Source organism: Levilactobacillus fuyuanensis (assembly GCF_003946395.1).
GTDB lineage: Bacteria > Bacillota > Bacilli > Lactobacillales > Lactobacillaceae > Levilactobacillus > Levilactobacillus fuyuanensis.
Window position 1 is genome coordinate 200,050 of record NZ_RHNZ01000003.1, and the last position, 25,283, is coordinate 225,332.

25 protein-coding genes and 1 tRNA gene are annotated in these 25,283 nt (G+C 48.4%); 10 read left to right on the forward strand and 16 right to left on the reverse strand.

The genetic code is table 11. From position 1 onward, the window contains the following. Positions 1-211 precede the first annotated feature (211 nt). The 5 genes from EKM73_RS02030 to yycF all read right to left on the reverse strand — a co-directional run bounded on the left by EKM73_RS02030 (position 212) and on the right by yycF (position 6,042). Positions 212-1,039 carry an MBL fold metallo-hydrolase gene (locus EKM73_RS02030; RefSeq protein ID WP_125700320.1) on the reverse strand — a complete coding sequence of 276 codons (828 nt, stop codon included), beginning with the start codon at positions 1,037-1,039 and terminating at the stop codon, positions 212-214. 210 nt (positions 1,040-1,249) lie between these two features. Further along, complete coding sequence (locus EKM73_RS02035) at positions 1,250-2,107, reverse strand: two-component system regulatory protein YycI (RefSeq protein ID WP_125700321.1); 858 nt, start codon at positions 2,105-2,107, stop codon at positions 1,250-1,252. A 26-nt stretch (positions 2,108-2,133) separates the two neighbouring features. Beyond that, complete coding sequence (locus tag EKM73_RS02040) at positions 2,134-3,435, reverse strand: YycH family regulatory protein (protein ID WP_125700322.1); 1,302 nt, start codon at positions 3,433-3,435, stop codon at positions 2,134-2,136. After that, positions 3,422-5,278: a cell wall metabolism sensor histidine kinase WalK gene (walK, locus tag EKM73_RS02045; RefSeq protein WP_125700323.1), complete on the reverse strand. Its 1,857-nt coding sequence runs from the start codon at positions 5,276-5,278 to the stop codon at positions 3,422-3,424. The genes EKM73_RS02040 and walK overlap by 14 nt, the downstream gene beginning before the upstream one ends. Positions 5,279-5,325: 47 nt before the next feature. Then, entirely contained in the window at positions 5,326-6,042 is a 717-nt protein-coding gene (yycF, locus tag EKM73_RS02050) for a response regulator YycF (protein ID WP_020090072.1), read from the reverse strand. Positions 6,043-6,661: 619 nt separating this feature from the next. Between yycF and EKM73_RS02055 the strand changes: the two genes are divergently transcribed. The 4 genes from EKM73_RS02055 to EKM73_RS02070 all read left to right on the forward strand — a co-directional run bounded on the left by EKM73_RS02055 (position 6,662) and on the right by EKM73_RS02070 (position 9,257). After that, positions 6,662-6,734: transfer RNA gene (locus EKM73_RS02055), tRNA-Lys, on the forward strand. A 218-nt stretch (positions 6,735-6,952) separates the two neighbouring features. Next, a complete protein-coding gene (locus tag EKM73_RS02060; RefSeq protein WP_125700324.1) occupies positions 6,953-7,267 on the forward strand; it encodes a hypothetical protein in 315 nt (104 codons plus the stop codon). A gap of 223 nt (positions 7,268-7,490) precedes the next feature. Next, positions 7,491-8,492: a matrixin family metalloprotease gene (locus EKM73_RS02065; RefSeq protein ID WP_225421246.1), complete on the forward strand. Its 1,002-nt coding sequence runs from the start codon at positions 7,491-7,493 to the stop codon at positions 8,490-8,492. A 162-nt stretch (positions 8,493-8,654) separates the two neighbouring features. Then, entirely contained in the window at positions 8,655-9,257 is a 603-nt protein-coding gene (locus EKM73_RS02070) for a hypothetical protein (RefSeq protein WP_125700325.1), read from the forward strand. Between the two features lie 41 nt (positions 9,258-9,298). On the opposite strand, the gene EKM73_RS02075 is transcribed toward EKM73_RS02070, so the two are convergent. The 5 genes from EKM73_RS02075 to EKM73_RS02090 form a co-directional block, all read right to left on the reverse strand. Beyond that, on the reverse strand, positions 9,299-9,535 hold the full coding sequence (locus tag EKM73_RS02075; RefSeq protein ID WP_125700326.1) for a hypothetical protein: 237 nt from the start codon (positions 9,533-9,535) through the stop codon (positions 9,299-9,301). Between the two features lie 33 nt (positions 9,536-9,568). Beyond that, positions 9,569-9,697: a hypothetical protein gene (locus EKM73_RS12935; RefSeq protein ID WP_263853794.1), complete on the reverse strand. Its 129-nt coding sequence runs from the start codon at positions 9,695-9,697 to the stop codon at positions 9,569-9,571. Positions 9,698-9,844: 147 nt separating this feature from the next. Further along, positions 9,845-11,455 (reverse strand): peptide ABC transporter substrate-binding protein, encoded by a 1,611-nt coding sequence (locus EKM73_RS02080; RefSeq protein ID WP_125700327.1) that lies wholly within the window; start codon positions 11,453-11,455, stop codon positions 9,845-9,847. 466 nt (positions 11,456-11,921) lie between these two features. Next, positions 11,922-12,203 carry a hypothetical protein gene (locus tag EKM73_RS02085; RefSeq protein ID WP_125700328.1) on the reverse strand — a complete coding sequence of 94 codons (282 nt, stop codon included), beginning with the start codon at positions 12,201-12,203 and terminating at the stop codon, positions 11,922-11,924. A 70-nt stretch (positions 12,204-12,273) separates the two neighbouring features. Next, positions 12,274-13,452 (reverse strand): MDR family MFS transporter, encoded by a 1,179-nt coding sequence (locus EKM73_RS02090; RefSeq protein ID WP_125700329.1) that lies wholly within the window; start codon positions 13,450-13,452, stop codon positions 12,274-12,276. Between the two features lie 146 nt (positions 13,453-13,598). Here EKM73_RS02090 and EKM73_RS02095 point away from each other — a divergent pair, with 146 nt between their 5' ends. After that, positions 13,599-14,135 (forward strand): flavodoxin family protein, encoded by a 537-nt coding sequence (locus EKM73_RS02095; protein WP_125700330.1) that lies wholly within the window; start codon positions 13,599-13,601, stop codon positions 14,133-14,135. Between the two features lie 483 nt (positions 14,136-14,618). On the opposite strand, the gene dnaB is transcribed toward EKM73_RS02095, so the two are convergent. From dnaB to EKM73_RS02110, 3 genes are all read right to left on the reverse strand, one after another. Beyond that, positions 14,619-16,019 (reverse strand): replicative DNA helicase, encoded by a 1,401-nt coding sequence (gene dnaB, locus EKM73_RS02100; RefSeq protein ID WP_125700331.1) that lies wholly within the window; start codon positions 16,017-16,019, stop codon positions 14,619-14,621. Positions 16,020-16,237: 218 nt separating this feature from the next. Beyond that, positions 16,238-16,696 (reverse strand): 50S ribosomal protein L9, encoded by a 459-nt coding sequence (gene rplI, locus EKM73_RS02105; RefSeq protein ID WP_125700332.1) that lies wholly within the window; start codon positions 16,694-16,696, stop codon positions 16,238-16,240. 74 nt (positions 16,697-16,770) lie between these two features. After that, positions 16,771-18,786 carry a DHH family phosphoesterase gene (locus tag EKM73_RS02110; protein ID WP_125700333.1) on the reverse strand — a complete coding sequence of 672 codons (2,016 nt, stop codon included), beginning with the start codon at positions 18,784-18,786 and terminating at the stop codon, positions 16,771-16,773. A gap of 296 nt (positions 18,787-19,082) precedes the next feature. Between EKM73_RS02110 and EKM73_RS02115 the strand changes: the two genes are divergently transcribed. Together EKM73_RS02115 and EKM73_RS02120 are read left to right on the forward strand one after the other, a co-directional pair. Continuing rightward, the gene (locus tag EKM73_RS02115) at positions 19,083-19,844 is read left to right on the forward strand and encodes a MerR family transcriptional regulator (RefSeq protein WP_125700334.1); all 762 of its coding nucleotides are present in this window, start codon (positions 19,083-19,085) and stop codon (positions 19,842-19,844) included. Positions 19,845-19,957: 113 nt separating this feature from the next. Further along, positions 19,958-20,263 (forward strand): hypothetical protein, encoded by a 306-nt coding sequence (locus EKM73_RS02120; RefSeq protein ID WP_125700335.1) that lies wholly within the window; start codon positions 19,958-19,960, stop codon positions 20,261-20,263. A 110-nt stretch (positions 20,264-20,373) separates the two neighbouring features. Here EKM73_RS02120 and EKM73_RS02125 read toward each other — a convergent pair whose 3' ends face one another. Both EKM73_RS02125 and EKM73_RS02130 read right to left on the reverse strand, forming a co-directional pair. Then, the gene (locus EKM73_RS02125) at positions 20,374-20,655 is read right to left on the reverse strand and encodes a helix-turn-helix domain-containing protein (protein WP_125700336.1); all 282 of its coding nucleotides are present in this window, start codon (positions 20,653-20,655) and stop codon (positions 20,374-20,376) included. Then, entirely contained in the window at positions 20,655-21,002 is a 348-nt protein-coding gene (locus tag EKM73_RS02130; RefSeq protein ID WP_125700337.1) for a type II toxin-antitoxin system RelE/ParE family toxin, read from the reverse strand. Before EKM73_RS02130 ends, EKM73_RS02125 begins: the two co-directional genes overlap by 1 nt. A gap of 298 nt (positions 21,003-21,300) precedes the next feature. Between EKM73_RS02130 and EKM73_RS02135 the strand changes: the two genes are divergently transcribed. Next, on the forward strand, positions 21,301-21,690 hold the full coding sequence (locus EKM73_RS02135; protein WP_125700338.1) for a type II toxin-antitoxin system HicB family antitoxin: 390 nt from the start codon (positions 21,301-21,303) through the stop codon (positions 21,688-21,690). 31 nt (positions 21,691-21,721) lie between these two features. On the opposite strand, the gene yeiL is transcribed toward EKM73_RS02135, so the two are convergent. Continuing rightward, on the reverse strand, positions 21,722-22,414 hold the full coding sequence (gene yeiL / locus EKM73_RS02140; protein WP_125700339.1) for a transcriptional regulator YeiL: 693 nt from the start codon (positions 22,412-22,414) through the stop codon (positions 21,722-21,724). A 107-nt stretch (positions 22,415-22,521) separates the two neighbouring features. On the opposite strand from yeiL, the gene rihB reads away from it, so the two are divergent. Then, on the forward strand, positions 22,522-23,451 hold the full coding sequence (gene rihB, locus EKM73_RS02145) for a ribosylpyrimidine nucleosidase (RefSeq protein ID WP_125700340.1): 930 nt from the start codon (positions 22,522-22,524) through the stop codon (positions 23,449-23,451). A gap of 31 nt (positions 23,452-23,482) precedes the next feature. Beyond that, positions 23,483-24,715 carry a NupC/NupG family nucleoside CNT transporter gene (locus EKM73_RS02150; protein WP_125700341.1) on the forward strand — a complete coding sequence of 411 codons (1,233 nt, stop codon included), beginning with the start codon at positions 23,483-23,485 and terminating at the stop codon, positions 24,713-24,715. Positions 24,716-25,283 lie beyond the last annotated feature (568 nt).

Genomic DNA, 25,283 nt, shown 5'->3' on the forward strand with positions numbered 1-25,283 from the left:
GTTGGTGTTGCCTGGTTATTATCATTAGCTTGATTGTTTTGATTATTATTGTTGTTATCCATAGCATTGCGCAAGACGCGCGCTAACCCTCCTCTTTCGTCGGCCGGGGCGATAAGGCCCCCAACCGTATTTTTGATAACTCTTATAATAGCTGGATTGTGTGAATTTTTTTTGACAAATCGTTGCCGAAGTCCTAAAGTTTACGTTTTCTTTATAAAGCGACTAGTGGCGTAGCTTCCTCCGGGTTGGTATCGATCAACTGGAAGTCGTGGCCCACGCCAAAGTCTCGGTTCTCCATCATGGAGGCCACAGTCAGGTGACACAGCGACTGCATGTTATTGTGCAGGCTCCGGTGACCCAGGTAAATCTTCTTGGTCCGGTTGCCCAGCACATCCATCAGGGCATCGGCGCCCTCTTCGTTGGACAGATGGCCCTTGTCGCCGAGGATCCGTTGCTTCAATGGCCACGAGTACTCGCCCATCCGCAGCATTTCCACATCGTGGTTACACTCCAGCAGGTAGGCGTCGGCATCGGCGATCACGCCTTCCACGTGCTCCGATACGTAGCCGGTATCCGTCAAGATCACGAAGGTCTTACCGTGGTAGTGAATCGCGTAGAATTGGGGCTCCGCAGCATCGTGAGACACTGAGAAACTCTCCACGTCAATATCGCCAAACGTTTGGACGGTATCCGGGGCAAACAAGTTCTTCTGAGCCAGATCAACCTTACCGATCTTTGCGCTCATCGCGTCCCAGGTTCCCTGGTTAGCGTACACGTCGAGTTGCTTGTAGCGCCGCGCCAAGATACCCACGGCCTGCCGGTGATCCGAGTGTTCGTGGGTGACGAGGAGGGCGTTCACGTCCTTCATGTCCCGGTCGATATTGCCCATTAACTTTTCAATCTTCTTGCCACTCAACCCGGCATCAATCATGATGCGTTCGTTGGGGCTCTCCACGTAGCACACATTTCCCGTACTGCCGCTGGATAACACGCTGATGCGTAGGTCATCCGCTGTTGCTGTTTCCGTCCGCAAATCCATTCGACCTCTCCTTAAAATTCAATACCGTAATAATACCGCATTTCGACATCCTTGTAACTAATATTCATTTTCTTGTACTGTCGACCGGTCCTTGTTGCCCGTACCTGGGTTGGGCGGTCTCTACTGCACCACCCGCGAGTCGCTGGCTAATCTCATCATTCACTCCGAAAGGCCTCAAACAAGTAAAAAGGCGGCCGTGGCCGCCCTTTCTTATTCGCTAGTTGTCGCGGTTCCGCTGACGGTCTTGACGTTACTGTCCGACGTCAGGATTGCCCCGGTAAAGGCATTGACGTGTTTCAGCTGCAAGACGCCCGCGTTACTCCCGCTGTTGGTCTTGACCGCGATGACCCAGGTTGGAATATAGACGCTGCTGTTCTTTAAATTAAAGTAACGGGTATAGGCCAGCTTGGTCCACACAATCTTGGTGTTATTGGCGATCTGGTTATATTGGTACAGCCAGATCAGCGCCTTACGTTCGGAAATCGTGTCTGTCTTTTCACGCAAGGTCTTCACATCCGTCAAGTACCCCTGCGTGTAGCCGGTCACGGTGCCATAGTTCGTCAGGCTAAACCGAATTTCACCGTATTTCGAATAAATCTGTCCGTCCGTCACGCGTTGCGTGTAGACCACCGTATTGCGGCTGGACAATTGTTTATTATATTTATACTCGCCGCCGTTCAGAATCAACGTGGCGTTGTTGACGACCGTATCCAAGGCCTTGTCCGGGTGATCGACATCCACACCGGTAATCGCGGTCTTGAAGGTCGAGGTGAAGGTGCCATCCGTCTGGTAACGGACCGTCTGATCTGACAGCTCCGTTAGCTCACCCTTCACACTATCGTTATTACTCGTGGAGACGTAGTACCCCTCACCACTCTGCTTGGACGGGGAATTGAACTTGATGTCGTCCGTCCGCATTTCCTTGATGATCGTCGTATCACTATCCGCCGAACGACTGGAGGTGGCATCCGTCTGACCAGTCGTATCGTGTTGAAACGCTGCGAACAGGAATATATCAATTGCAATGAACGCGACTAGAAATAGCCACTCGATGCGCCGAAAATCCATGCCAGATTGCCCTCCCTTTCAGCAGATTACTGTTGTTGCTTCAACAGTTGCGTGTAGGTCTTCCAGCTACCGTTATAGTGAACGTACCACGTTGGCGTCAGGTTAACGACCTTATCGGATGATGAGGACGTCAGCCACTGATAGCCAATTTGGAGGCTACTGATCTTAGATTTATGATAACCAGCAGCGGTCAACTGGTCAATGACGGCCTGAGTCCCTGGCAACGTGACGGATTTCTTATCCGTCGGCACTGGAACCTGCAGGCTATACAGTGAGAAGTTGTAGCGGCGGACACCCTGTGAGAGCATCTGAATCCGCGCCGCGCCGTAGTTACTCTGATTAAAGATCGGGAACCCTTCGACGAAACTCCGGTAGGTCACCGTTGAGTTCGCCGAACTGTAGCCGTAGTACCGCAAGTTTTCCATCGGAATCCCAATGGTCTTGACCGCACTATAGCTGGCCTTGAGCGCCTGGCTAAAGCTCAGTGACGACTGCAGAGCACTGTAATCCTCAAACAACGCGGTCCCTTGCTTGTTGTAGACCGTCAGTTGCCGCGAAGCCCCATCACTATAGATGGTATTGTCCTTGTTCTTCTTCGCCGAAACGTTGGTCGACTCCCCCTTATTCAGAAGGCGGGTCGTAAAGTAATCGGTCGACTGTTGGTTGACCAGATAGCTATACGATGGCACGGCCACACCTGACTTGACGTAGGCCGTAGCCGAATCACTCAGCCACTGCATCTTCACGTTGATTCGAAAGAGATTTTCCTTCATAATCTTACGAATTGCCGAGGCGTTTGCTGTCTTCACCGCTACTTGATAGACATCTTGGTCCTTATCGTCCAGCAAGTAGATATGGTGATTGTCATTCAACGGCACCACGATCCGGGAAAACCGGGTCGCGTGGCTATTCAACGAACTATTGAAGACGGTATTAAACATTTTGACATTGATTGGACTAGCGTAAGACAGCATCAAGCTACTCTTCCGCGTCAGATAGGTCATATATTCACGCTTGGAGCTGATATTGACCTTATTGACCCGACTAAATTCCCATTTGGACAGTGCTTCACGCAACTCGGTGGTCAGATTAACTTTTCGGTTATTCAGGAGTTCCTGATTCCCGTTGGCATCACTGTAAACCACCTGCGTTGGGAGGTAGACATCCTTTTGTGGCCGGGTACTTAGCTCAGTCGTGGGTGTATTCGAACTACGCTGACGGTTCCGCTCGTACTGCGCCGGATTGGTCCAGATCATCGCGGATAAGACCACGCTGACGGTGACCGCAGCGGCCAGTCCCAATGGCAAGAAGGCTTTAGTTATCTTCATCCCAAAGATCCTCCTCCTCGTACGGCTTGTAAGGCAGGGAAATGTAGAACGTTGACCCCCGACCTTCGCGACTGTCGACCCAGATTCGTCCACCCAGGAGCTGGACAACTTCTCTGGAAATTGCTAATCCTAGACCAGTCCCACCCTGGGCCCGTGAACGAGCCTTATCGACCCGGTAGAAACGATCGAAAATCCGGGGAATATCTGCCCGTGGAATCCCGAGGCCTTGGTCAGAGACGCTGAGAATGACGTTGTTGTGCGTCTCCAGCAGCCGGCAGGTCACAGTTCCCCCATCTGGGGAGTATTTGATGGCGTTGTTCATTAAGTTATCAAGGACTTGCGTGAACCGATCGGTGTCGATTTCAACCCAGAGGTCGCGCTTGGTAAAGTCCCGCTTGATGATGTAGGTCTTTTCAGGCCGATCATCCTGCTTCAACATCATGTCGAAGCGGTCGAGGACGTAGTTAAAGAGTTCATTTAAATTGACCATTTCCAGATCAACCTTTTGCGTCCCGGAATCCATCCGTGACAAGGTCAAGAGGTCGTTGATCATCCGAATCATCCGATCAGTTTCTTCTTGTGTGACCTTCAGGAACTTCGGCGCGATCTCAGGATCCTTCCAGGCCCCTTCTGACAGGGATTCAATGTAGGCCCGCACACTCGTCAACGGCGTCCGCAGTTCATGCGAGACGTTGGAAACGAATTGCTTCCGGTCCTGATCGATCTTCTGTTGTTCGGTGACGTCATGGAGCACACAGACCAATCCAGAAATGAAGCCAGACTCCCGTTGAATCAAGGAGAAGTAGGCTTGGAGGATCAGGTCGTGTTCTTTAGTAGAAAAGTCCAAGACTAAATCGTCCGGATCTTCCAATAGTTCGCGCAACGTATAGTCGTCACGAATGTCTAAGAGATCCAGAATTGATTTACCCACGGCGCTATCGGTTTCCGTATCCAGAAAACTGGCGGCCGTTTCGTTAATAATTGTGACATTTCCGCGCCGATCGGTGGCAATAACGCCATCGGTCATGTGTGACATCACAGAATCTAGCCGGCGGCGTTCGGACTCAGTGGATTCCTGAGCCTCTTCCACCCGCACAGACAGGTTATTGACGGCACTGGCCAATTGGCCCAGTTCGTCGGTTCCGTAGACCCGCACGTGCCCAGAGTAGTCCCCTCGAGCGATCCGGAGCGTCTGTTTCTTCATTTCATCGATTGGCCGGGTAATTGCCCGGGAAATAATGATGGCCATAACCAAACCCAATATGATGGCAACAAACGTTGCGGAGACGTAGATCAGCGTGATTTGATTGATATTTTGATAGACGGAATCGAGACTCGACCGCATGTAAATAACCCCGACCAATTCGCTGTTGTTGCCCTGGGTGCGAATCAATCGCGTAATTGTCGTGTAGTAACGACTATTATTTTGCGAGTTATAGGTTGTGCGGATCACGTCACGGTTGTTATAGATTGAGTTCTTAATGTTATTGTCGGTGGTCTTTTGGCCAACGATCCCTTGGTTATCGACTTCGTTGGTTCCCCGAATGGTCCCCTTGTTGTCGATGACCCGAATCTGGGCGTTGTTAGTGTTATTGATCTCCGATAAGGTCGATTTAATCTGTTTATCTGATTTGGTCGTATTCGTTGTCGACAGCTCATCCGACAAGCGGTTCACGATGTACGTTTGCACAACTTGTTGGGATTTGAACGTGTTTAAGTTCTGACGTTCCAGTTGCCGGACAAAGACGGCACCAACGATCTCCAGCGTTAATAATAGGAGTAGCGCGAAGACCAGCGCGATTTTAAAGTGAATCGACTGGAAAAATTTAATTTTGCTATTCACGAAGTCACATACTCCTCCAATGCGAGATTTAGCGGTAACCCGCTAGCTTAGGCCTGATCGGAATCAGGGTTGCGCAAATAGTAACCGACACCCCGCCGCGTTACCAACCAGGTTGGGTGACTTGGGCTGTCTTCGATCTTTTCACGCAGACGACGCACCGTGACATCCACGGTCCGCACGTCACCAAAGTAGTCATAGCCCCACACCGTTTGCAGCAAGTGTTCCCGGGTCATGACCTGACCAATGTGTTGGGCCAAGTAATGAAGCAATTCGAATTCACGATGGGTCAATTCAATATTGGATCCTCGCTTAGAAACAGAGTAAGCTTCGGGATGAATCGTTAAGTCACCGATCTCAATGTCTTGGTTTTCAGGTTCTTCGGGTTGGGCGTGCGCTGCAGTATTCTGCCGCCGCAAGTTGGCTTTAACCCGCGCGACCAGTTCTCGGTTGGAGAATGGCTTGGTCACGTAATCATCGGCTCCTAATTCCAGGCCGAGGACCTTATCCAGTTCAGAGTCCTTCGCCGTCACCATAATGATTGGCATATCGTGCTTTTTACGGATCTCCCGGGCAACTTCCAGCCCATCGACCTTAGGCAACATTAAATCAAGGATTACCAGATCAGGATCGCCGTCCTCAACCTGTTGGATTGCGGCCTCGCCATCGTAGGCGACGTCCACTTCGTAACCCTCTTTTTCCAAATTAAACTTCATAATATCAGTAATAGGCTTTTCATCATCGACAACTAGAATTTTTTTAGGCATAATTAAAAATTTCCTCCTTAAAGGGAAATACAGTCCGATCCGATAATTGCAGGATTATCGGCAGGCCAGCCATTGGATGTCAAGGTACCATCGTCAACGGGGCCACTACGATTATTGTACGGTTTACGTGTTACTCGTTTAAAGTCAAGGAATAGTGGATCAGTCATTGTCACCAATCCGGTGTTTTTTAGGTGCGCTGACCGGCCTGATAAGGTTCCAGAGTCGGGAAAACAACGCTACCTGAATTATAACACATCATGAAGTTTCTTTCAGTTTAGAGCCCAAGCGGGTTTAAGGTGGTGTTAAAGAACTATTTCCCGGGAAATGTTAAAATGTATTAGACACATGGGCGTGTTTTGTCCGATTTTGATTTTTTTATTATTCTCGTCCTAACGAATCCATCCCGATTTGGCTTAAAACCAGCTAAATCTCAAAAAAATTTTTATTTTTTCCAATCGCGTTAAATTCCCGGTAAATTAGGGGATTGGCGGCATAAAATAACCAATTTTTTGAATAAAAATCAACTTTTTTTCAAAAAGGGGTTGCACACCCCTAATCCTCATGATATGATAGTTCTCGTTGATATGGAAGACATACAACAGCAACAAATCAATCACATGGGCAGTTAGCTCAGCTGGCAGAGCAACGGACTCTTAATCCGTGGGTCCAGGGTTCGATCCCCTGACTGCCCATAACTACTAATCAGCTTTCACGAAGACATCTTCGTGGTTGCTGATTTTTTTGTGTCTTCAATTTATAAATATCCGTTTTTGTTATGTTTATTCAGTTTGCATTGCTGGCCCAGAACCCATCTTGCTAGCAGCGGTTCTTCTGTCCATCCGTTAGCCTCCCCCTCATGCTTTTAGTATACTTAAAGTAAGCCATAACTAAATAGTAGGAGGAGCTTAACATGAACGACCAACCCTTTTCAACAAATATGCTGACCTTAGAAGTTCTCGACGCCATCTGTGACCGCTTGGGGATTCGGCCTAGCGCTTTGATTTTTCTCGACCACGATTTTTCTAATGACGAGATTACTGCATTGGAGACCTATTTGACACAACACTCGCTCGGCCGCGTTAAGACAACGCTAACTGATCTCACTGCCCAACTTCTCACGATCAAGCCAACTTTCACGCCAGAGACCGCGCAGACGATCGCTCGTGAGCTTTGCACCGCCTGGCTTCAGGAAGACCGCTACACCCAGACATTAACACTGGCCTAAGCGCACTCGGCATCTACCTTTGAGGTGACTATTATTTTTTCTTTTTACTATGAGAAAATGACAGTTGCCCTTTTTATTTGTCCTTTTGTACCCAAGTTATCTGGACTTCTGACAATTAAGGTACTAAAGTAGTTTTGTATTTACATATTAATCGACCGGCGTAACTGACCAATAACTGGCTGTTAACGCCCCGCCATTTTACATAGAGAGGCCTGGTTTTACGATGAAGTACCATCTATTAGGAATATTAAGCTGTCTCGTCTTGCTGGGGAGTGTTCCGGCAGCTGCCGCGACGAAGAACCCCACCCCCACGACCAAGTACCGTTACGCCACTAAGAAGGCGTCCGTCTACACCAAGTCTACGAGCAAATATTACCGTTCCGTCTGGAACAACGCACGGTCGACTTGGAATAAGAAGAAAGTCTTCAAGTGGTCGACCACGAAGAATAAGCAATCGCGGTCATACGTGACCACCGTCAGCAAGAAGACCGGGATCTGGACCAACGCCACAGGAATGGCTTACAACGGCAAGTCCTTTGATAAGAAGGGCAATCAGACTGGTGCTGGCATGTACCTCAACCGGACCGTGCTGAAGAAATACAAATACAACAAGGCACAGCGAACCAATGTGGCCATTCACGAGCTCGGGCACGGCCTGGGACTCGGGCACAACGCGGCCAAATCCGTCAGTGTTATGGGCCCAACTAACCGGAAATACACGATTCGGAACTGTGATGTTCGTGGCGTTAGGAAGGCCTATTCGACGCCAGCCAAGACCCGTGACACGCTGGCTTCATCTGCTAAACCAGAACTAGAAGTTGACCACATCAAGGATTATTCCAACGGAATTAGCGGCGTTCAAAATATCAAGCGGACCGCAAGTGTCATTGTCGAAGGTGAAATCATCAAGAGCGTCAGTCATCACAAGGCGCCCAAGAACTACTACACGACCCAAACGATGCGGATTGACCACCACTTTAAGGGCAAGACCGGTAAAACCATTACCTTCACGCAAGGGGGCACCAAGAACATGGCCGTGGCCGAGAGTGAGATTCTTCCTAAGAATGAAGAAATCGTGGTCATGCTGGCCAAGAATGTCAATGGCAACTACTACGTCATCAACGATGGGCAAGGGATGTTCGTGGATACCCACAAGAATAACGGTCATGAGCTATTCGAACACGTCTCAGACCACAACATTTATACAGAAGATATGCTCCATTAATCAAAACCGACGACTGCGGGAATTCTCCCTAAGTCGCCGGTTTTATTGGTTTTAATGTTCATTTTATAAGCGATCTTGTATACAGTTTGACGTATAAAGCGGTTAAACATTGACTTAGTTGTCAAACTTCCGTAGTGTGAAGGCTAAACTAGGAGGCTAACGATGAACAAACTAACCCTAGGCATATTTGTCGCTGTGATTCTCGTGGGCACCGGTGCCGGCCTAACGTTTAAGGCCAGTACAGCCAGCGCGCCCTTCACCGTTACCAAAGTCCAATACAATGGTCACACCCACAAGCTCCTTCTCAAGACGAAATCCGCGCGCGCTCAGAACCTCAAGGTCACCTACAAAGGGAAGACCATTGCGCAATCATCCCGCGCCTCTAAGCACCACCACTTCAAGGTCAAATTCCGCGGCTACGGCACCTTCAAGGTCACCAATGGTCATCTAACCAAGAAGGTCGCTGCCAAGCGTTACGCGACCGCTAAGCCGGTTCTCCAGTCCGCTAAGACCCCCGCTGGCCAACAAAACTGGCAACCCACGGTCAAGGTCCCCGTACATAGCAAGGTCATCCTTAAATTCCGGGGGAAGGTCTATCACGCCGATGCACAAGCCAAACACCAGGTGACGTTTAAAGTTCCCGTTAGGACCCGTTCGTCCGATCAGGCCTTTCGTCAGGAACAAGTCACGTTGACTGCTAAGCAGCCCCATAAGAAGACTAGTAAGCTCCTTCAACGCAAGATTGGTCTCGACTTTCCTGCCTAAACTAAAAAACAGCTACCTCTAAAAGATAACTGCAGATCACTTCAACGCGAGTGGTAGCGCCGAATCGCCTCAAACAGGTCGATCACGGCGAATAAACTGATGAATCCACCCACACTCTTTAAAATTAAAAGACCATAACTTAACCAGAATAATTGCCCCTGTGACAGATAATCGATGGTACCCTTGGCTAAAACCACGGGAACCAGCATGCATAAGAATATTTCTAATAGGTCAACCGTTTGCACAACTTGATCTCGCAAGATTTTTTGAAAACTCACTGCGCAGCCTCCTCCAGGTCGGACCCACCCCATTTAGTTGTCGATTTGCCGCCGACTGACGTCAACGTTCCCCCAAATCAACGACCAAAACGGTTCCCCGAGGTCCTCCTTGGTCTCATAGTACCACAAACTAATCGCTAACTGATTAGTTTTCTGATACAACTATTTTCAAGCTTAAAAACAAAAAAAGCCGCCCGCAATTTTGCGGCACAGCTTTCTCAGATAGGGGTTGGATTTCACTTGGTGAGTGGGGTCTCTCGGGGCGAACACTCACGGCTCTTGTTGCTTTGTGGCTGTTACATTCTCAGCTTATTTCCAGTAAGCGTACTTGTACTGTGCATCGGTCATCATGGTGTACTTCAAGCCACCCACTTGGTTTGAAACCAGGTGTGCTTTGGCTTGTTGGTAGAGTGGCACGAGACCAGCTTGTTGGGTCACGTACTTGTCGGCTTCCTTCATCAGATCCCACCGTTGTTGCGTGGTGTAAGTGGAAGTGTCATCGATCTTCTTTAACAGGTTGGTGTAGTGTGCATTGTCCCACTTCGTGAAGTTAACCGGACTGGTGCCGTCAGCCATTTGTAAGAAGTCAGATGGATCCCGCCAACCAGTGTTCCAGCCATCCAGGTCGATGTCGAAGTTCCCGGCAGAACCCTTCGCAATCTGTTGGGCCAGTGGCATGGACTTGATAGTCAACTTCAGACCAGGCATGTACTTTTGAGCTTGTTGTTGCAGGTATTGCGCCGCATGCTTCTGTTCATCAGTGTCGGCCGTCAGCAATTCTAGGCTGGCACTCTTAATGCCGAGTTCCTGCTTAGCCTGGTTCCACAATTGCGTGGCCTTCTTAGGGTTGTAGCTCAACAGGTTACCGACATATTCAGAGAAGTCCTTGCCGGTGGTTGGATCATCACCATCGCCATAAGGAATCAAGCTCTTGGCTGCGGCTGATCCATCCTGTAAGACATTCTTGGTCAGCGCGTTCCGATCAATGACGTAGGAGAAGGCTTGCCGTACCTTGGTGTTGTGCGTCACCGTCTTCTTGTCATTGAATTCCAGGAACCGCATGGAGCTGTTCAACGTGGTCTTCAGTTCTTTATTGTTAGCATTTTGCTTGATGTACTGGCCAGATAAAGTCGTCTCTTGGACCTTGCCAGATTTAAATAAACTAGCGGAGGTTCCTGGGTCCTTAACGACCTGAACGGCAACCTTATTGATCTTAACATTCTTGGCATTCCAGTAATGCGTGTTCTTCACGTATGACCAGCTATCCGTTGTGCCACTCCAACCAACTAACTTGTAAGCCCCTTCGGACATCGTCTTCGTGGATGACGTGCCATAATTGCTACCATACTTCTTAAAGAGATCCGTCTTCATAGGATATTCGGATGTTGCCAAGATATCTGGTAACCAAGGTTGCGCCTTTGACAGGGTCAACTGTAACGTTGACTTGTCCAACGCCTTTACACCCAGTGACGAAACAGCCTTTTTGCCCGCTTGAACGGCATCGTAGTTCTTCAGGAATTTCAGTTTGTTCGCCACTTGTGATTTTGACTTAGGGTTGATCTGCCATTGGAAGGAGGTGACGAAATCTTGCGCCGTGACGGGATCACCGTTGGCCCACTTGGCTGCCTTCTTGATCTTGAACGTATAAACCGTACCATTCTTCGTTGGCTTAACGACCTTTTCGGCCACGCCGGCAACGACCTTACCATTTTCATTCAGTGTATACAAGCCTTCTTGCGTCTGGGAAATGATGCTAGAACTGTTGGAATCCCCAGAAATTGCTGGATTGGCCGTAGCCGGATTCCCAACCATGGTGACGTTCAATGCCTTATCATCACTACTCTTGGCCTGCGTGGTGCCACAACCTGCTAATGCTGCAATTGCCAATAACCCGAAGCTTAATCCTACTAATTTTTTCATAATCCAATCCCTCATTTCATTCAACTAAAAAGAGCCACTCATCCTCGTTGGTTTCCTCAAACCAACAAGGGCGAATGACTCGCGGTACCACCTTGTTTTATCTCTCATGGAGCTGATCACAGCCAGCTCTCCGTGCGGTAATGGGCACGACCCAGAGGTAACTACTACTTTCATTACCGCGACGCTCCGATGCGCTTCACCCTAACCATTTGATTCGGCTCCCATCGGCCCGAACTCGCTTGGCAAATTGATTAAGGTTACTCTTCATTGCTTAGTCTCATATATTGATATTAAATTTATCATCATTCATTATTGCTGTCAATACTTTTATAAACATTCATTTTTATGTATATTTTCTGAATATTCGGTTAAAAAAAGAGCTAACCCTTATCCCTGTAGGTTAGCTCTCCTGTATATTCATGTTTAAACACTCAAAAATACGTTAAAATTCGTTTAGATATTCATTTTAGTGTTGTGGCTGATTCTGTTGTTGCTGTTGTCGCGTCGGTGATGTAGTCGTTGTCTGACGACTGACCGTCTTACCTTCTTGACTCGTTGTGGTCTGCGTCTTGATTTCGACGTGACCGCTCCCCGTTGTATTCGTCACTTGTACCGCCGTCTGCCCAGATGTGGGCTTCACGACGGAATCCGTAATCGTTGACTGATTCCGCGGTGGCTGCGCAAATAGTAGCAAGCCGAGCACGAGACCGATCAACAGACCACAGACTCCCCTTATCTGTTTTTTCATGTGCTTTCCCCTATTTCCCTAATAATCCAGATAGTTTCCTAGTGTCATTATACACCATTCGCGTCAGAACTCATTTAAAAATTTCCACACGGTGTTGGTTCCCAGTAATAATGACGCCGTTGAGCGCCAAGATCGCCAGGTTCGCGACCGCCGCAATAATGAAGAGCAGCGTATAGGAGGAATGATCAATGACAATCCCCCCGAACAATGGACCGACCGCCTTACCGACCGAGGCCCAGGCGTTGGCCATACCCTGATATTTGCCTTTAACGGCAACGGGGGTCAGATTGTTGACAATCGCTGGAATGGCTGGAAACGCCGTCGCCTCACCCATCGTCAAGATGACCATCGCAATCACGAAGTGCAGGTAGTCCTTGGCAAAGATCAGGGTCACAAACGATACCGCAACGAAGAAGATGCCGGCATACACTTGCATGTAGAGATTACTAATGTAGTGGGAGAACCAGTTGATCAACGCCTGAAAGACCACGATGAGACCCGCGTTAAGCGTCCACAACAGACTGTAATCCTTCATCGGAATGCCCATTCCCGTCATGTAGACGGATAAGTTCGACACCCATTGTTCGTACATGATCCAGATGACCACTAGTGAAATAAAGAAACCCGCCATGATGCGCCGATTGGGTAGTGCGATGTGCACGTGTTGATTTTCCTGCTTAACGATTTGCCGTTGCATCACGGCTGGCGCATGGTAACACAGAATCGCTACGGCCAGAAAGAGAACAAACAGGCTCGCCGCGATCCCAAAGAGCAGGGTCACGCTGGTATTATAGATGTAGCCCACCATTGCCGTTCCCAAGACGACCCCCAGGTTCTGCGCAAAGTATAACATGTTAAATATGTATCGCCCATCACGGCTATGAATCGTGGTCCCGAGTGAGTTGACCATCGTCAGCGTCCAGCCCGATGCTAATCCCAAGAAGATCAGCGAAATGGGGAACGCCGGCCAGTCATGATTAAAGATCAAACTGCTCAGCGTCAGTAGGGAAACGGTAACCCCACCGATCGTCAGATAATACGGATTCAAGCGGTCAAATAAGCGGCCGCCCAGCACACTCCCGACCACGTTTGCCAGGGAGTAAAAGAGCAAGACGATGCCGACCTCGGTCAGCGAAGTCCCCAACCGATTGTGCATGTAGATCGTGGTCAACGGCCAAATGAAGCTCATGCCAATGCTGCTAAACAGTGCGCCTAGTAACAACCAGCGGAGCCGAATTTCTTGTTTCATAGTGCTCCTCCTTTCGCAAATTGCATGTTAAGCTACATTCTAGCACTAGCCTCCAGGAAATAACTACCCGTCAATTTGCGGAAAGCGTTGTCATTTTGATGACCGCAAGCTTTATAAAATTTCTTACATACAAGGGAGTTCTGCTCATGTCTATCTTATTCATCAACGGTAGCCCACGCCGTCAAGGCAACACCGCAACCCTTGGCAATCGTCTGCTCACCAACATTCCCCACACGACACTGAATCTAGCCGACTATCAGCTCAACTTTGCACAGGACCAACGTGAGACTAAGCAGCCCCAATGGGACCTGACCGACGACTACGAGCACCTCATGACCACCTACTTTGCCCCGGCTAGCGACATTATTCTGGGCACACCGGTCTACTGGTATGGGATGACTGGCCAGCTCAAAGTCTTCATGGATCGCTGGTTCGACAGTTTTAGCCATGACTTTCCGTTTGCCGGCAAGCGGATCTATCTCCTAGTTATCGGCGCCGACCAGCCGGAGATCAAAGCCACTGGTATCACCCAAGCAGTCCGTTACTCCTGTGATTGGCTCGAGATGGCCTTCTGCGGAACAGGTGTTGTCACCGCCGACGGACCGCAAGATGTCGCCCACTTTGCGACGCTCCCTGTCAGTTGTCAGGCGCTGCGTCAGAAAATTAAAACTAACGCCAAATAATGTTTCATGTGAAACATTCGCCATCTAAAATAGCCCCATACCAGTCAATAACCGGTACGAGGCTTAATTTTAGACAAAGAAAAAACCACCGCTCGGGGAAAGCGATGGTCATCGGAGTAGGGGTAACGTCATTATACTAATGACGTTAACTATTTTTTCATTATTCCAGGGGAGGAGGAGTACATGAAAAAAGATTGTTAATCTTTGGTAGAAGCAACCGATTGGTTAACTTCTATGATTCATATAGTAATCTGAAAATATGACGAAAATGTGAACTTTCTAGCACAACCCTATGAATTTTGCGCATAAACACCATTTATCCACTTATTTTCACGAATAAAATAACAATTATGGGTCACAACTTGACTGATATCAATTTATTCGAACCCATTTCGACCACAATTAGTCCCTCGCTACCGGCCGCTCATTGTACCTAAAAAGTGCCTTGAGCGACAACCGCCGTCCAAGACCCCCCCACTAAACTTATTGTTGCCCATCCGGCACATAGGCCACGGATGAGAATTTATTGAATGATTTTACGAATAACAATTTGACGGTTCCCCGAGGACCCGACCGATTCTTTTCAATAATGACTTCAACTTCACCGACATCTTGATCCCCGTCATCACGCGGATCACTGTCGTTACCGCCACCACCGTCTTCATCGCCATCGCGTTCGTAATAGTCATCACGATACAGGAAGGAAACGATATCGGCATCTTGTTCGATTGATCCGGATTCCCGAATATCGGACAACACAGGCCGCTTGTCTTGCCGTTGTTCCACACCCCGTGAGAGCTGTGACAGCGCAATAACGGGCACGTGAAGTTCCTTAGCCAACTTCTTGAGTTGCCGCGAAATATCGGACACTTCTTGTTGCCGACTTTCGTGGTTGGTGCCTTCGATCAGCTGAAGGTAATCGATCACGATTAAACCTAGATTACCCTTTTCCTTGGCCAGGCGCCGACACTTGGCCCGAATTTCGGTAATCTTGTTCCCGGCCGTATCGTCGATGTAGATGCTGGCCTTGGCCAAGCTTCCCATCGCTACAATCAGGTTCTGCCACTCGTCTTCTGAGAGCTGACCAGTCCGCAGATGGTTGGCATCGATGGAGCCTTCCGCACAGAGCATCCGGTTGACCAACGATTCCGCACTCATTTCCAGACTAAAGATCGCCACAGTCTTGTCCGTCTTGGTACCCACATTTTGCGCAATATTCAGCGCAAAGGCCGTCTTCCCTACGGCAGGACGTGCGGCGAGAATCATCAATTCATCGTTGTGCAGCCCCGTCGTCATCTTATCCAGCTCGGCATATCCCGTCGACAACCCGGTGATGATGTCTCCTTGCTCAGATAACTTGTTAATCTCTTCAAAGGAATTGTTCAGCACGTCGCGAATCGGCTTGAAACCAGATTGATTACGGGTCTCCGCCACACTCATGATGTCCCGTTCGGCGTTGTCTAACAGGTCTGAGACGTCCTCATCCTGCTGATAGCCTTGCGTGGCAATGTTCGTCGCCGTTTGGATCAGACGCCGTAAAATGGCCTTTTCTTGGACAATTTTGGCATAGTAAGTGGCATTGGCGGCCGTTGGCACGGCGCCTGCCAATTCGGCGATATAGGTGATGCCACCCACATCGTCCAGTTCGTTTTTCGCCGTCAAACGGTCCGTGATAGTCACCACATCAATGGCTTCATCGCGGTCGTTGAGGTCGATCATGGCTTGAAATATAATTTGATGTTCCCGGCGGTAGAAATCCTCCGGCGCCAGGTATTCCAACGCATCCACCAACGCGTCGGTACTCAAAAAGATCGCCCCGAGGACGGCCTTTTCGGCATCGAGGTTCTGTGGTGGTGTGTGGTCTGTTAGTACGTTATTATCCATGCTTAACTATTTACCTCTTCACTGGCCTCTTCAACAATAATCAGACATTCATTCTACCATGTAATCGGTCGCCAGGTAAAATCAGATGACCGACCCATTTCTGCGGAGATTCTACTATGAATCATACACTAATTTTCCCGTCCCGCGGTACCCAAATGCTTCGATCAAATGATGGGAACAAAAAACCGCCAGTAACACGGCGGTTTTCAATAACTTAATTATTTTTGCTTCGCTGCCACGTGCACGCGAATCTTAGCGGTCACGTCAGTGTGAAGCTTGACCGGCACGTTGGTGTAGCCCAACGACCGGATTGGTTCTGGCAGTTCAACTTTGCGCTTATCAATCTTTAAATCAAATTGCTTTTGCAAAGCTTGGACGATCTGTTTGCTTGGAATGGAGCCAAACAGCCGACCATCTTCGCCGGCCTTAGCCACGATCTCAACGACCGTCTTATCGTCTTCCAAGTGCTTTTGCAGATCCTTGGCTTCAGCTAAGTTTTCAGCCTCACGCCGTTCTTCCGCAATGCGTTCACCCTTTAACTGGCTCATCGCAGCTTGGTTGGCTTCCTTAGCCAACCCGCGTTTGATCAGGAAGTTTTGGGCGTAGCCATCGGGAACATTCTTGATTTCACCGCGCTTACCTTTACCGCGGACATCTTTCATAAAAATGACTTTCACGTCGGTCACTCCTCACTCATCATTCAATATTGTTACTTCTAATCCTACGCCGAAACGTCGCTAGAAGCAATTAACTACGTGGTTGCCGGTTCTGGCTCATCAGAGTGCGTCAGAATATCCAGCAACTGCTGTTTAACTTCGGCCACGGACTTGTCGCTGATCTGGGTTGCGGCATTGGACAGATGACCACCGCCACCCATAGCTTCCATGACCAGTTGGACGTTGATCTCACCCAATGACCGGGCGGAAATCCCCACGCGACCATCCGCCCGCCGCGTAATCACAAACGATGCATCCACGCCAGACATGTTCAACAGGTCATCGGATGCCTGCGCCGCCGTGACTGGATCGTAGGTTTGATCCTCTTCACCGGTAATTAAGGCCATGTCCTCATTGACGAACTCAACCATTTCAATCAAGTGATTGCGTTGTAGATAACTGTCGACATTTTCCTTCATATACTGCTGCATCTCAATCGAATCGGCGCCGGCAGACCGCAAGTAACTTGCAGCGTCAAACGTCCGGGTCCCGGTCCGCAACGAGAAGTGCTTGGTATCCACGAAGATCCCGGTCAACATCGCTGTGGCTTCCAGCTTATTGATAGGTTCCCCTTCTTGGGACTGGTACTCAAACATTTCCGTGATTAATTCACACGTCGAGCTGGCATACGGTTCAATGTAGACCAACAGTGGATTTTCGGGGAACTCTTCGCCTCGCCGGTGATGGTCAATGATCATCACCCGATTTTCCAAACGGTGATAGAGGTCTGCCGAAATGGAAATCGATGGCTTCGAGTGGTCAACCATCAGCAACATACTCTGCGCTGTGGTCTTTTCCAGGGCCTCTTGCGGCGAAATGATGGCGGCGTCGATATCGGGGTAGTTCTTCAGATTATCCAACAACCGTTGCACATCCGAGTGAACCGTCTCCTTATCCAACACAATCCAACAGGTCTTGTGATTCATCTTGGCAATCCGACGAATCCCCAGGCAAGCGCCCAGTGAATCCATATCCGGTTGTGTATGACCCTGCACGAAGATCTGGTCGGACTCGTTCATCAGCTCTTGCAGGGCTTGTGAAATCATCCGGGCTCTGACCCGCGTCCGCTTCTCCATTGGATTGGTCTTGCCGCCATAGTAACGTGCTTCCTGATCGGCGGCCTTGACCACAACCTGGTCCCCACCCCGGCCGAGGGCTAAGTCCAGATTACTCTGCGCCTGGTCCGCCAGCTTATTCAGGTTTGGATCACCGTAAGCAATCCCGATACTCAGGGTCAACGGGAAGTTTTGCTTCGACGTTGTCTCCCGGATTGTATCCAGAATCTTAAACTTATCGGCTTCGATGGCCGCCAACGACTTAGCGTAGGCCAAGACGAAGTAGTGGTCGTCATCCAGTTGCTTTAAGTACATGTCAAACTGTTGCACCCACGAAGATAATTCATTAGTCACGTAGTTTCGCAGGTTAGAAATATCCTGATCGGTCATCGACTGGGTCACTTCATCGTAGTTATCCAAGAAGACCTGGCCAATGGCGATTTTTTCATTATCATACTGTTCTTGAATCAACTGGTAATGCGTGATGTCGTAGAGGTAAACGGCATGAAAATCCGGCTCCACAAACAACGTAAAGCGGTTATCGCGCCACTTCACAGTCGTCATCGTCTTGGGTTCAGCGTCGTTGATCAATTTGGCAAGCTCTGCATCCACGTCGTTGATCGACCGACTCAACACGTCGGTATCACCGAAGTAATTCTGCAGATACGGATTGACCCATTCCACCTGATCGCTATCGCCCAGAATCATGACACCGGGCGGCATCCGCAACAGGGCTTCTTGCTCGCCCTGTTGAATTCGAAACGACAGATCGGAAATGTACTGCGTCGTGTCGTCGCCGATCTCCGCCATAGTGTTGAACACCACCAGCGTCGCGATTCCCACCAGGACTAAGACGATCACGCCAAAGACCCAGTTCAACAGAAACGACAGGACAATTCCAAGAATGGCCAGAGCAGCCGTCATGATAGCGATACCGCGTAGACGCCGGTTCTGTAAGAACTCGGGTATGTTGGATCGCGAAAATAATTTTTTCATTTTGCTCCTCATCTGATTCATCTGGAAAAATTCGTTTTGACCGCCACTTCACGGGCTTCCCGCGGGGGGACCAAAAAGTTACAAATAATACCTATATTTTATCACACTCCGGGGTAATCACAAAACTTACCTGCGTCAAAGAACCCCGGCATGGCGGGGCTGCTTACTATTCTTTAGTTGGTAATGCATAAATAACGGCAGTTTTGATAAAGCGCTGTCAATTTTATCAAAAGCCTTGACCTTGACGCCACGGCAACCTCTATAGTAAGTTCTAAGCAAGAAAGGAGGTGGTCACGATGATCTACAGCATTCAACAACTGGCACGGCTCGCCGGCGTTAGTCCCCGGACACTGCGCTACTACGACCAGATTGGTCTGTTACCCGCGCAGCGGAATCCGGCGAATGGGTACCGCGAGTATCCCGCTGAAGCGGTCGATCAGCTACAGTTAATTCGCTACTTTCAGGAGTTTGGCTTCAGTCTGGTACAGATTCAAACCTTACTCGCTCAGTCCCCTGCCGAACAAACAGCAGCTCTCACCGCACAACGGGCCCAACTGGTCGCCAACCGTGACCATCTCACGACCCTGCTGAATACTTTGGACCGCACGCTAGCGGCCCGCAACGGAGGTCCCCAAATGACAGATACGGAAAAATTTGCTGCCTTTAAGCAGCAGCAACTCGCGCAAAATGAACAAAAATTCGGTGAAGAATCGCGCCAACGCTATGGCCAAGCAAAGGTTGCCGCCAGCCAGAGAAAGTTCGCTGGTCTCAGTGAAACTGACTATCAAGCAATGCAAGCCACGGAAGTAAAGTTGGTAACGATGCTCAAAGAAGTCACAAACACGGGTGACCTCGCCAGCGACACTGCCCGCGAAGTCTACAACTTACATCGGCAGTGGCTGTGTTTCACGTGGAACAATTACCCGGCAGAGGCCCACCGTGGTCTCGCTCAAATGTATCGCGATGATGACCGCTTTGCTCAGTACTACAACGACCGTGTGGGCTTAGCTAATGCGACCAAAACGTTGGTGGCGATTATTCAGCGTTATGCGCGATAATCTACTAAAAGTGACCTTAATTTCAGCGAGGATAGCGAATATGTTACGATAATTATAAACAGCAACAGGGTCACACAAGTCAAAAACAGCTAACTCACTGGGGAGGCATCAATTTGAAATTAGGCTTCGGTCAACGATGGACACGCGAGCTCAAGCGGCAATATAATCCCAAATCAGTCCGCCGTTTGTTAGTCCTCATGCTAGCACTTTTAGTGGTCGCATTTATCTTTGCGTTTCTGGGATATGCAACGTTTGCATTTGGTTGTTTAACCTTTGATTTCTTTTTATTTGCTGACTACCTAACCAATGTACTGGCTAGACACAGTATTCACATCGTTTTCAGCATCCTCTTAGGAACACTAGGTGGTGCTGTTGTTTACGGTATCGCTGGTCTGTTCCTCATGTTTTTAAGCAAGTAATGCTCCAAGATCTCACAAAAGGGTAGAGCCATCCTTAACGGGTGTTTCTACCCTTTCGTTTTGATTTCAAAGCCGTCCTATTATTCTAAACTAGCCATTGTACAGATACTTTACACAAATTGAATTCGTAATTGCTTATGCGTTTTTTGCGCAATTTCTGCAAGAGTTTTGTTGCTCGCCGTCACAGCCCCTGCCTCGATCCGAGCAATTGTTGATTGTGGTTTTCCAATCAGATCGGCAAATGCTCGTTGAGAAAGTCCTAAGCTATCTCGCAATTGTTTAACGGCAACGGCAATCTCTAAGTCGACCTCTGCTTGGTCATACGCCTGAGCAAATTCTGGACTTACCGTTTGTCTTTCCTGGATATAATCATCCACTCTTTTTAATACCATTAGCGCTCATCCCTCCTGATAAAGATACCTCGTAGTCTTTTCCCACGATTAATTTCTCGAATAGGTGTCTTTTCCGTCTTTTTGGTGAAGCCATGCGTAATCACGTATTCTGACCCTTCCAAATGGAAATAAATGACGCGCTGAATATCATTTCCTTGTTGTGCACGCAACTCGTACAAATTATCATCCAACTTCTTAACCCACTTCATTTGAATAGCTAAAGCCATACCCTTATTCTGGACCCACTTGATGATCTTCAGTAGCTTAGCCGCATCCTTATCCGGGAGTGCCCTTAAGTATTGATTAAAGGTACCCTCGTCAGCGTAAACAAAATGGATTTTTTCCATAAGCGAATGATAGCATTTATGCTATCGGTTGTCACTTCCTTTCCCTTGCTTTTTTCAGTATCACCTATGGATTCAATCTCTGCTAGCAAACACCCATTCTTTTTTCAAAAAAACCGCCAACAGCCATCTAATTTGAAACGAAACCTCTATCGAGCCAATCGTTTGTTCTATACACAATAATTGTGTATAGTCCGTTCATAAAAAGAGGTTCCGCTATGCCGATAATACCAAGAGAAATGCTCAAGCTTCTCAAACAAACCGGTCAAAAATAATGATCAAAAAATTGGAGGTACTTCCTATGAACCCACAAAACGTAGTGGTCTATCCCATCGTTCTTCATCCCGAAGATGCTGGCGGCTATAGCGTAGAAATTCCAGATGTTGGCAACTCTTGGCCACAAGGCGACAATGCGCTGGAAGCTTTAGAAATGGCCCAAGACCTCATCGGCACTATGCTCGTTAACAAATCAACTTTTCCACCTGCCACGCCATTTGAATCGCTAACCGTCTCTTCGCCGGCCATTAAAACCCTGGTCGAGGTAGACATGCTGGCCCTCCGCAAGAATCACACTCACATTGTTAGAAAGAACGTCTCTATCCCGGAATACCTCAACGAATTGGGCAAGAAACAAGGTCTGAATTTCTCCGAGGTCTTGACCGAAGCCCTTCATGATAAATTGAACGCCTAAACGGCACCGAGCCAACTGCTCGATGCCGTTTTTATTTCTCAGTAGACCCCGTCTTCCAATCCACTTCTCGCGCCAATCGCGCTAAACTATCGGGTTGAACCACCCGATAGTGGTGCCCCACCTTCTCCAGGTAACCTAACTTTACAAAATCTGCCAACACATACAACAGATGGCGATACGACACACCCAGGTACTGTGCAACCTGAGTGTGTTTTTCTTCGTACATCTCATCATTCGCCGTCAATAGAATAAAGCCAGCTAGTCTCTGAGACAAGGTGAACGCTTGATTCTGCGAGGACGTTCTAATATTTCGCGAGTTTTTCCGGCCCAAGTACTGACACACACTCCGTAAAAACGTTGTGTCCTGTAGTAACTTCTGCTGGTATTCCGCCATTGGCAAGGCCAGACACCAGCAGTCTTCGATAGCCTGTACCGTAAATGACGGACTCTTTGGATCGAGCAATTCCATCTCGCCAATAAAACAGGGTGGTGTAAAGAAGTCAATCAACGCTACCTTACCATTTGCCAGAGTGTCATAAAGTTTCGTCTTCCCCTTAACCAAGTACAGCAAGTCCCGCGGCCGATCTGGTGCCTGCACGATGATACTCTTGGCGGGAAATAAGTAGAGTTGTGCAACCTGAGCAATATCGAAGGAAAATTGGCGGTCATAGCTCCACTCCGCAATAAACCGTTGTTTTAAGTCTTCATTTTTAATAATTCGCAAGTTAAATTCACCTCAAGTATGAGATTTCTCATACTTACCTTAACAACTGGCCCGCTATAATGCAATCAGTAAGTAAGGGCTTACATATAATTCAGGAGGTCTTTCAAATGACAAAACGTAAAATTATTCTCGATTGTGACCCAGGACACGACGACGCGATTGCTATGCTGATGGCAAATGCCCATCCAGACATCGATCTACTGGGGATCACCATTGTCGCCGGTAATCAAACCCTCAAGAAAACCGTTCACAACGGCTTGAACGTCGCACAATTACTGGATATCAACACTAAGATCTACCCCGGGATGCCACAACCCCTGGTACGCGAACAGGTCGTGGCAGGCAACGTTCATGGCAAGACTGGTCTAGATGGTCCCGTCTTCCCTGAACTACACCGAACTGCTGAAAAAGAAAATGGCGTCCGTTTCATCATCAACACGCTCCTTGCAAGCGATGGTGACATTACCTTAGTGCCAACTGGTCCACTGACCAACATTGCCACTGCCATGCGGATGGAACCTCTAATCATCCCCAAGATTAAAGAAATCGTCTTGATGGGTGGGGCATACGGCACTGGTAACTTCACACCATCTGCTGAATTTAACATCTTCGCCGACCCTGAAGCCGCTCACGTTGTCTTCAAGTCTGGCGCTCCCATTGTCATGATGGGCTTGGACCTGACGAACCAAACCATCTGCACACCAGATATCATCAAGCGCATGGAGGCTGTGGGTAACAAGGCAGGAAAACTATTCGGCGACCTCTTACGATTCACACTGAAGACACAATTTGAAGAATTTGGCTTAGCCGCTGGCCCAATTCATGACGCCACCACCATTGGTTACCTCATCAACCCAGAACTTTTCGACATGCAGGATATGTTTGTCGAGGTCGACATCAACCGAGGGCCTTCTTATGGACGGACCGTTTGCGATGAAAACAGCGTCTTAGGCAAGCCCACCAACGCTAAGGTCGGGAAGAGCATCGATACTGCTGGCTTTTTTGACCTCGTTGAACAGTGTATTCGAATGTACTAAATCCTATTTTAAGTAAAAGAGGTTATCTGCCATGTATCTTGCAATCAATGCCGTGGGCGTGGTGGTCTTCCTGATCATCGGCTTTCTCTTTTCAAAAAATAAACACCAGATCCACTGGTGGTCCATTGGCATCATGTTGACCCTAAACCTAGTCTTAGCTTGGTTCTTCACTAGTTTTAGTGTCGGTCAAGATGCCGTTAAGGCCGCGGCCGATGGCTTTAATTGGTTGGTCGAAGTGTCCTATCAGGGGATCGTCTTCGCGCTCCCAAATTGGGTCTCACCAGCCTTTGGGGGAACCGCCAAGTCAATGAATTTCATTACCAGTGCGCTACTCCCCGTGCTGATGATTGTGCCTCTCTTTGATATTCTGACCTATATTGGTGTGCTTCCCTGGATCATCAAGTGGATTGGTCGCGGTCTCTCCTTCATCACGGGTCAGCCACGTTTCGAATCATTCTTCGCCGTTGAAATGATGTTCTTGGGCAACACTGAAGTCCTCGCTATTTCAGGCATTCAATTGCGGCAAATGCGCGCCGAACGTAACTTAACTCTCGCCATGATGTCAATGAGCTGTGTAACAGCCTCTATCCTGGGAGCTTATACTCAGATGGTTCCCGGTCAATTTGTCTTGACGGCGGTGCCCATCAACGTGATTAATGCCATCATTGTTACTAACCTGTTGAATCCCGTCCAAGTTGCCACTGAGGAAGATACCATCGCCAAGGTCGGTGCTGAGGGACAGGATGGTGATGGCAAACGAGAACCATTCTTCTCATTTTTAGGTGATTCTATTCTGACTGCTGGCCGATTGACCCTCATCATCGTGGCTAACGTCATCGCCTTTGTGGCTCTCGCTGCCTTAGCGGATAAACTGTTGGGCCTTATCTGGAAACCCTTGTCGCTCGAAAGTATCCTTGGCGTCATCATGTTTCCTTTTGCCTGGTTACTGGGCTTCCCCGTACATCAGGCCTGGCTCCTATCGCAGGATATGGGACTCAAGCTCGTCACTAACGAATTCGTTGTCATGGGAAAGGTTGCTGGTAGTGTTATCAACGGCTACACCCCCCATTTACGCGCTGTGCTAACCGTCTTCCTAACATCATTTGCCAACTTTGGAACGACAGGGATGATTATCGGGGCCTTCAAAGGATTAGTCGATAAGGAAAAGAACGATCTGATTGCCAAAAACGTTGGTTACATGCTGCTGTCGGGGATTCTGGTCTCCCTGTTGTCGGCTGGTATCGTTGGCCTGTTCGTATGGTAAGACTTGAAAAGGTCGCCGTTTTTCAACGACGACCTTTTTTGATTAGGCATTCGGATCCTTAATCTGACTCCACAGCATCACATGTAGCATCACATGTAGCATCCACGAGATCCCGTACCTATCCGTGAAGTGGCCCACCTTGCATTTTTATCACTATTTTTAACGATTCATCTCCTAAACCCTTCAAGAAAATATCTAAATACATTTCCTTAGACTGAAATTTATATAGAAATGTCGTCTCAATTATACTAAACGTTTTATTATTAAAACCATATTGACTGTTAACCTTGCTTGTGTCATAATCCCTAGTAAAGTGATATCAGTAACTTTGGTTCATCAAAAAGGACACGATTAAGATTATTTTTTCAATAAATGAAAAAGGTGATTGCTGTGCGAACGCTAACCATACTACCTCTTCTAATAATACTAATTGCTTGGCTATACAAAGCACAAATAAATACTTTTTACCTGAATCACCAAAAATTTTTTAACCTCAATTGTCAAATCAAGTGCAACACTAAGAATCTATTCTTAGAAGTGGTCTAGTTGCTAAGCTAGTTCAGGCATT

Coding starts and splice junctions, on each gene's coding strand:
- EKM73_RS02060 (WP_125700324.1), top strand. CDS start 6,953: ATGAACGACCAACCCTTTTCAACAAATATGCTGACCTTAGAAGTTCTC.
- EKM73_RS02135 (WP_125700338.1), top strand. CDS start 21,301: ATGAACCCACAAAACGTAGTGGTCTATCCCATCGTTCTTCATCCCGAA.
- EKM73_RS02040 (WP_125700322.1), bottom strand. CDS start 3,435: ATGAAGATAACTAAAGCCTTCTTGCCATTGGGACTGGCCGCTGCGGTC.
- EKM73_RS02115 (WP_125700334.1), top strand. CDS start 19,083: ATGATCTACAGCATTCAACAACTGGCACGGCTCGCCGGCGTTAGTCCC.
- EKM73_RS02090 (WP_125700329.1), bottom strand. CDS start 13,452: ATGAAACAAGAAATTCGGCTCCGCTGGTTGTTACTAGGCGCACTGTTT.
- EKM73_RS02085 (WP_125700328.1), bottom strand. CDS start 12,203: ATGAAAAAACAGATAAGGGGAGTCTGTGGTCTGTTGATCGGTCTCGTG.
- dnaB (WP_125700331.1), bottom strand. CDS start 16,019: ATGGATAATAACGTACTAACAGACCACACACCACCACAGAACCTCGAT.
- yycF (WP_020090072.1), bottom strand. CDS start 6,042: ATGCCTAAAAAAATTCTAGTTGTCGATGATGAAAAGCCTATTACTGAT.
- EKM73_RS02150 (WP_125700341.1), top strand. CDS start 23,483: ATGTATCTTGCAATCAATGCCGTGGGCGTGGTGGTCTTCCTGATCATC.
- EKM73_RS02125 (WP_125700336.1), bottom strand. CDS start 20,655: ATGGTATTAAAAAGAGTGGATGATTATATCCAGGAAAGACAAACGGTA.
- EKM73_RS02130 (WP_125700337.1), bottom strand. CDS start 21,002: ATGGAAAAAATCCATTTTGTTTACGCTGACGAGGGTACCTTTAATCAA.
- EKM73_RS02030 (WP_125700320.1), bottom strand. CDS start 1,039: ATGGATTTGCGGACGGAAACAGCAACAGCGGATGACCTACGCATCAGC.
- EKM73_RS02110 (WP_125700333.1), bottom strand. CDS start 18,786: ATGAAAAAATTATTTTCGCGATCCAACATACCCGAGTTCTTACAGAAC.
- EKM73_RS02035 (WP_125700321.1), bottom strand. CDS start 2,107: ATGGATTTTCGGCGCATCGAGTGGCTATTTCTAGTCGCGTTCATTGCA.
- rihB (WP_125700340.1), top strand. CDS start 22,522: ATGACAAAACGTAAAATTATTCTCGATTGTGACCCAGGACACGACGAC.
- EKM73_RS02080 (WP_125700327.1), bottom strand. CDS start 11,455: ATGAAAAAATTAGTAGGATTAAGCTTCGGGTTATTGGCAATTGCAGCA.
- EKM73_RS02065 (WP_225421246.1), top strand. CDS start 7,491: ATGAAGTACCATCTATTAGGAATATTAAGCTGTCTCGTCTTGCTGGGG.
- EKM73_RS02070 (WP_125700325.1), top strand. CDS start 8,655: ATGAACAAACTAACCCTAGGCATATTTGTCGCTGTGATTCTCGTGGGC.
- EKM73_RS02095 (WP_125700330.1), top strand. CDS start 13,599: ATGTCTATCTTATTCATCAACGGTAGCCCACGCCGTCAAGGCAACACC.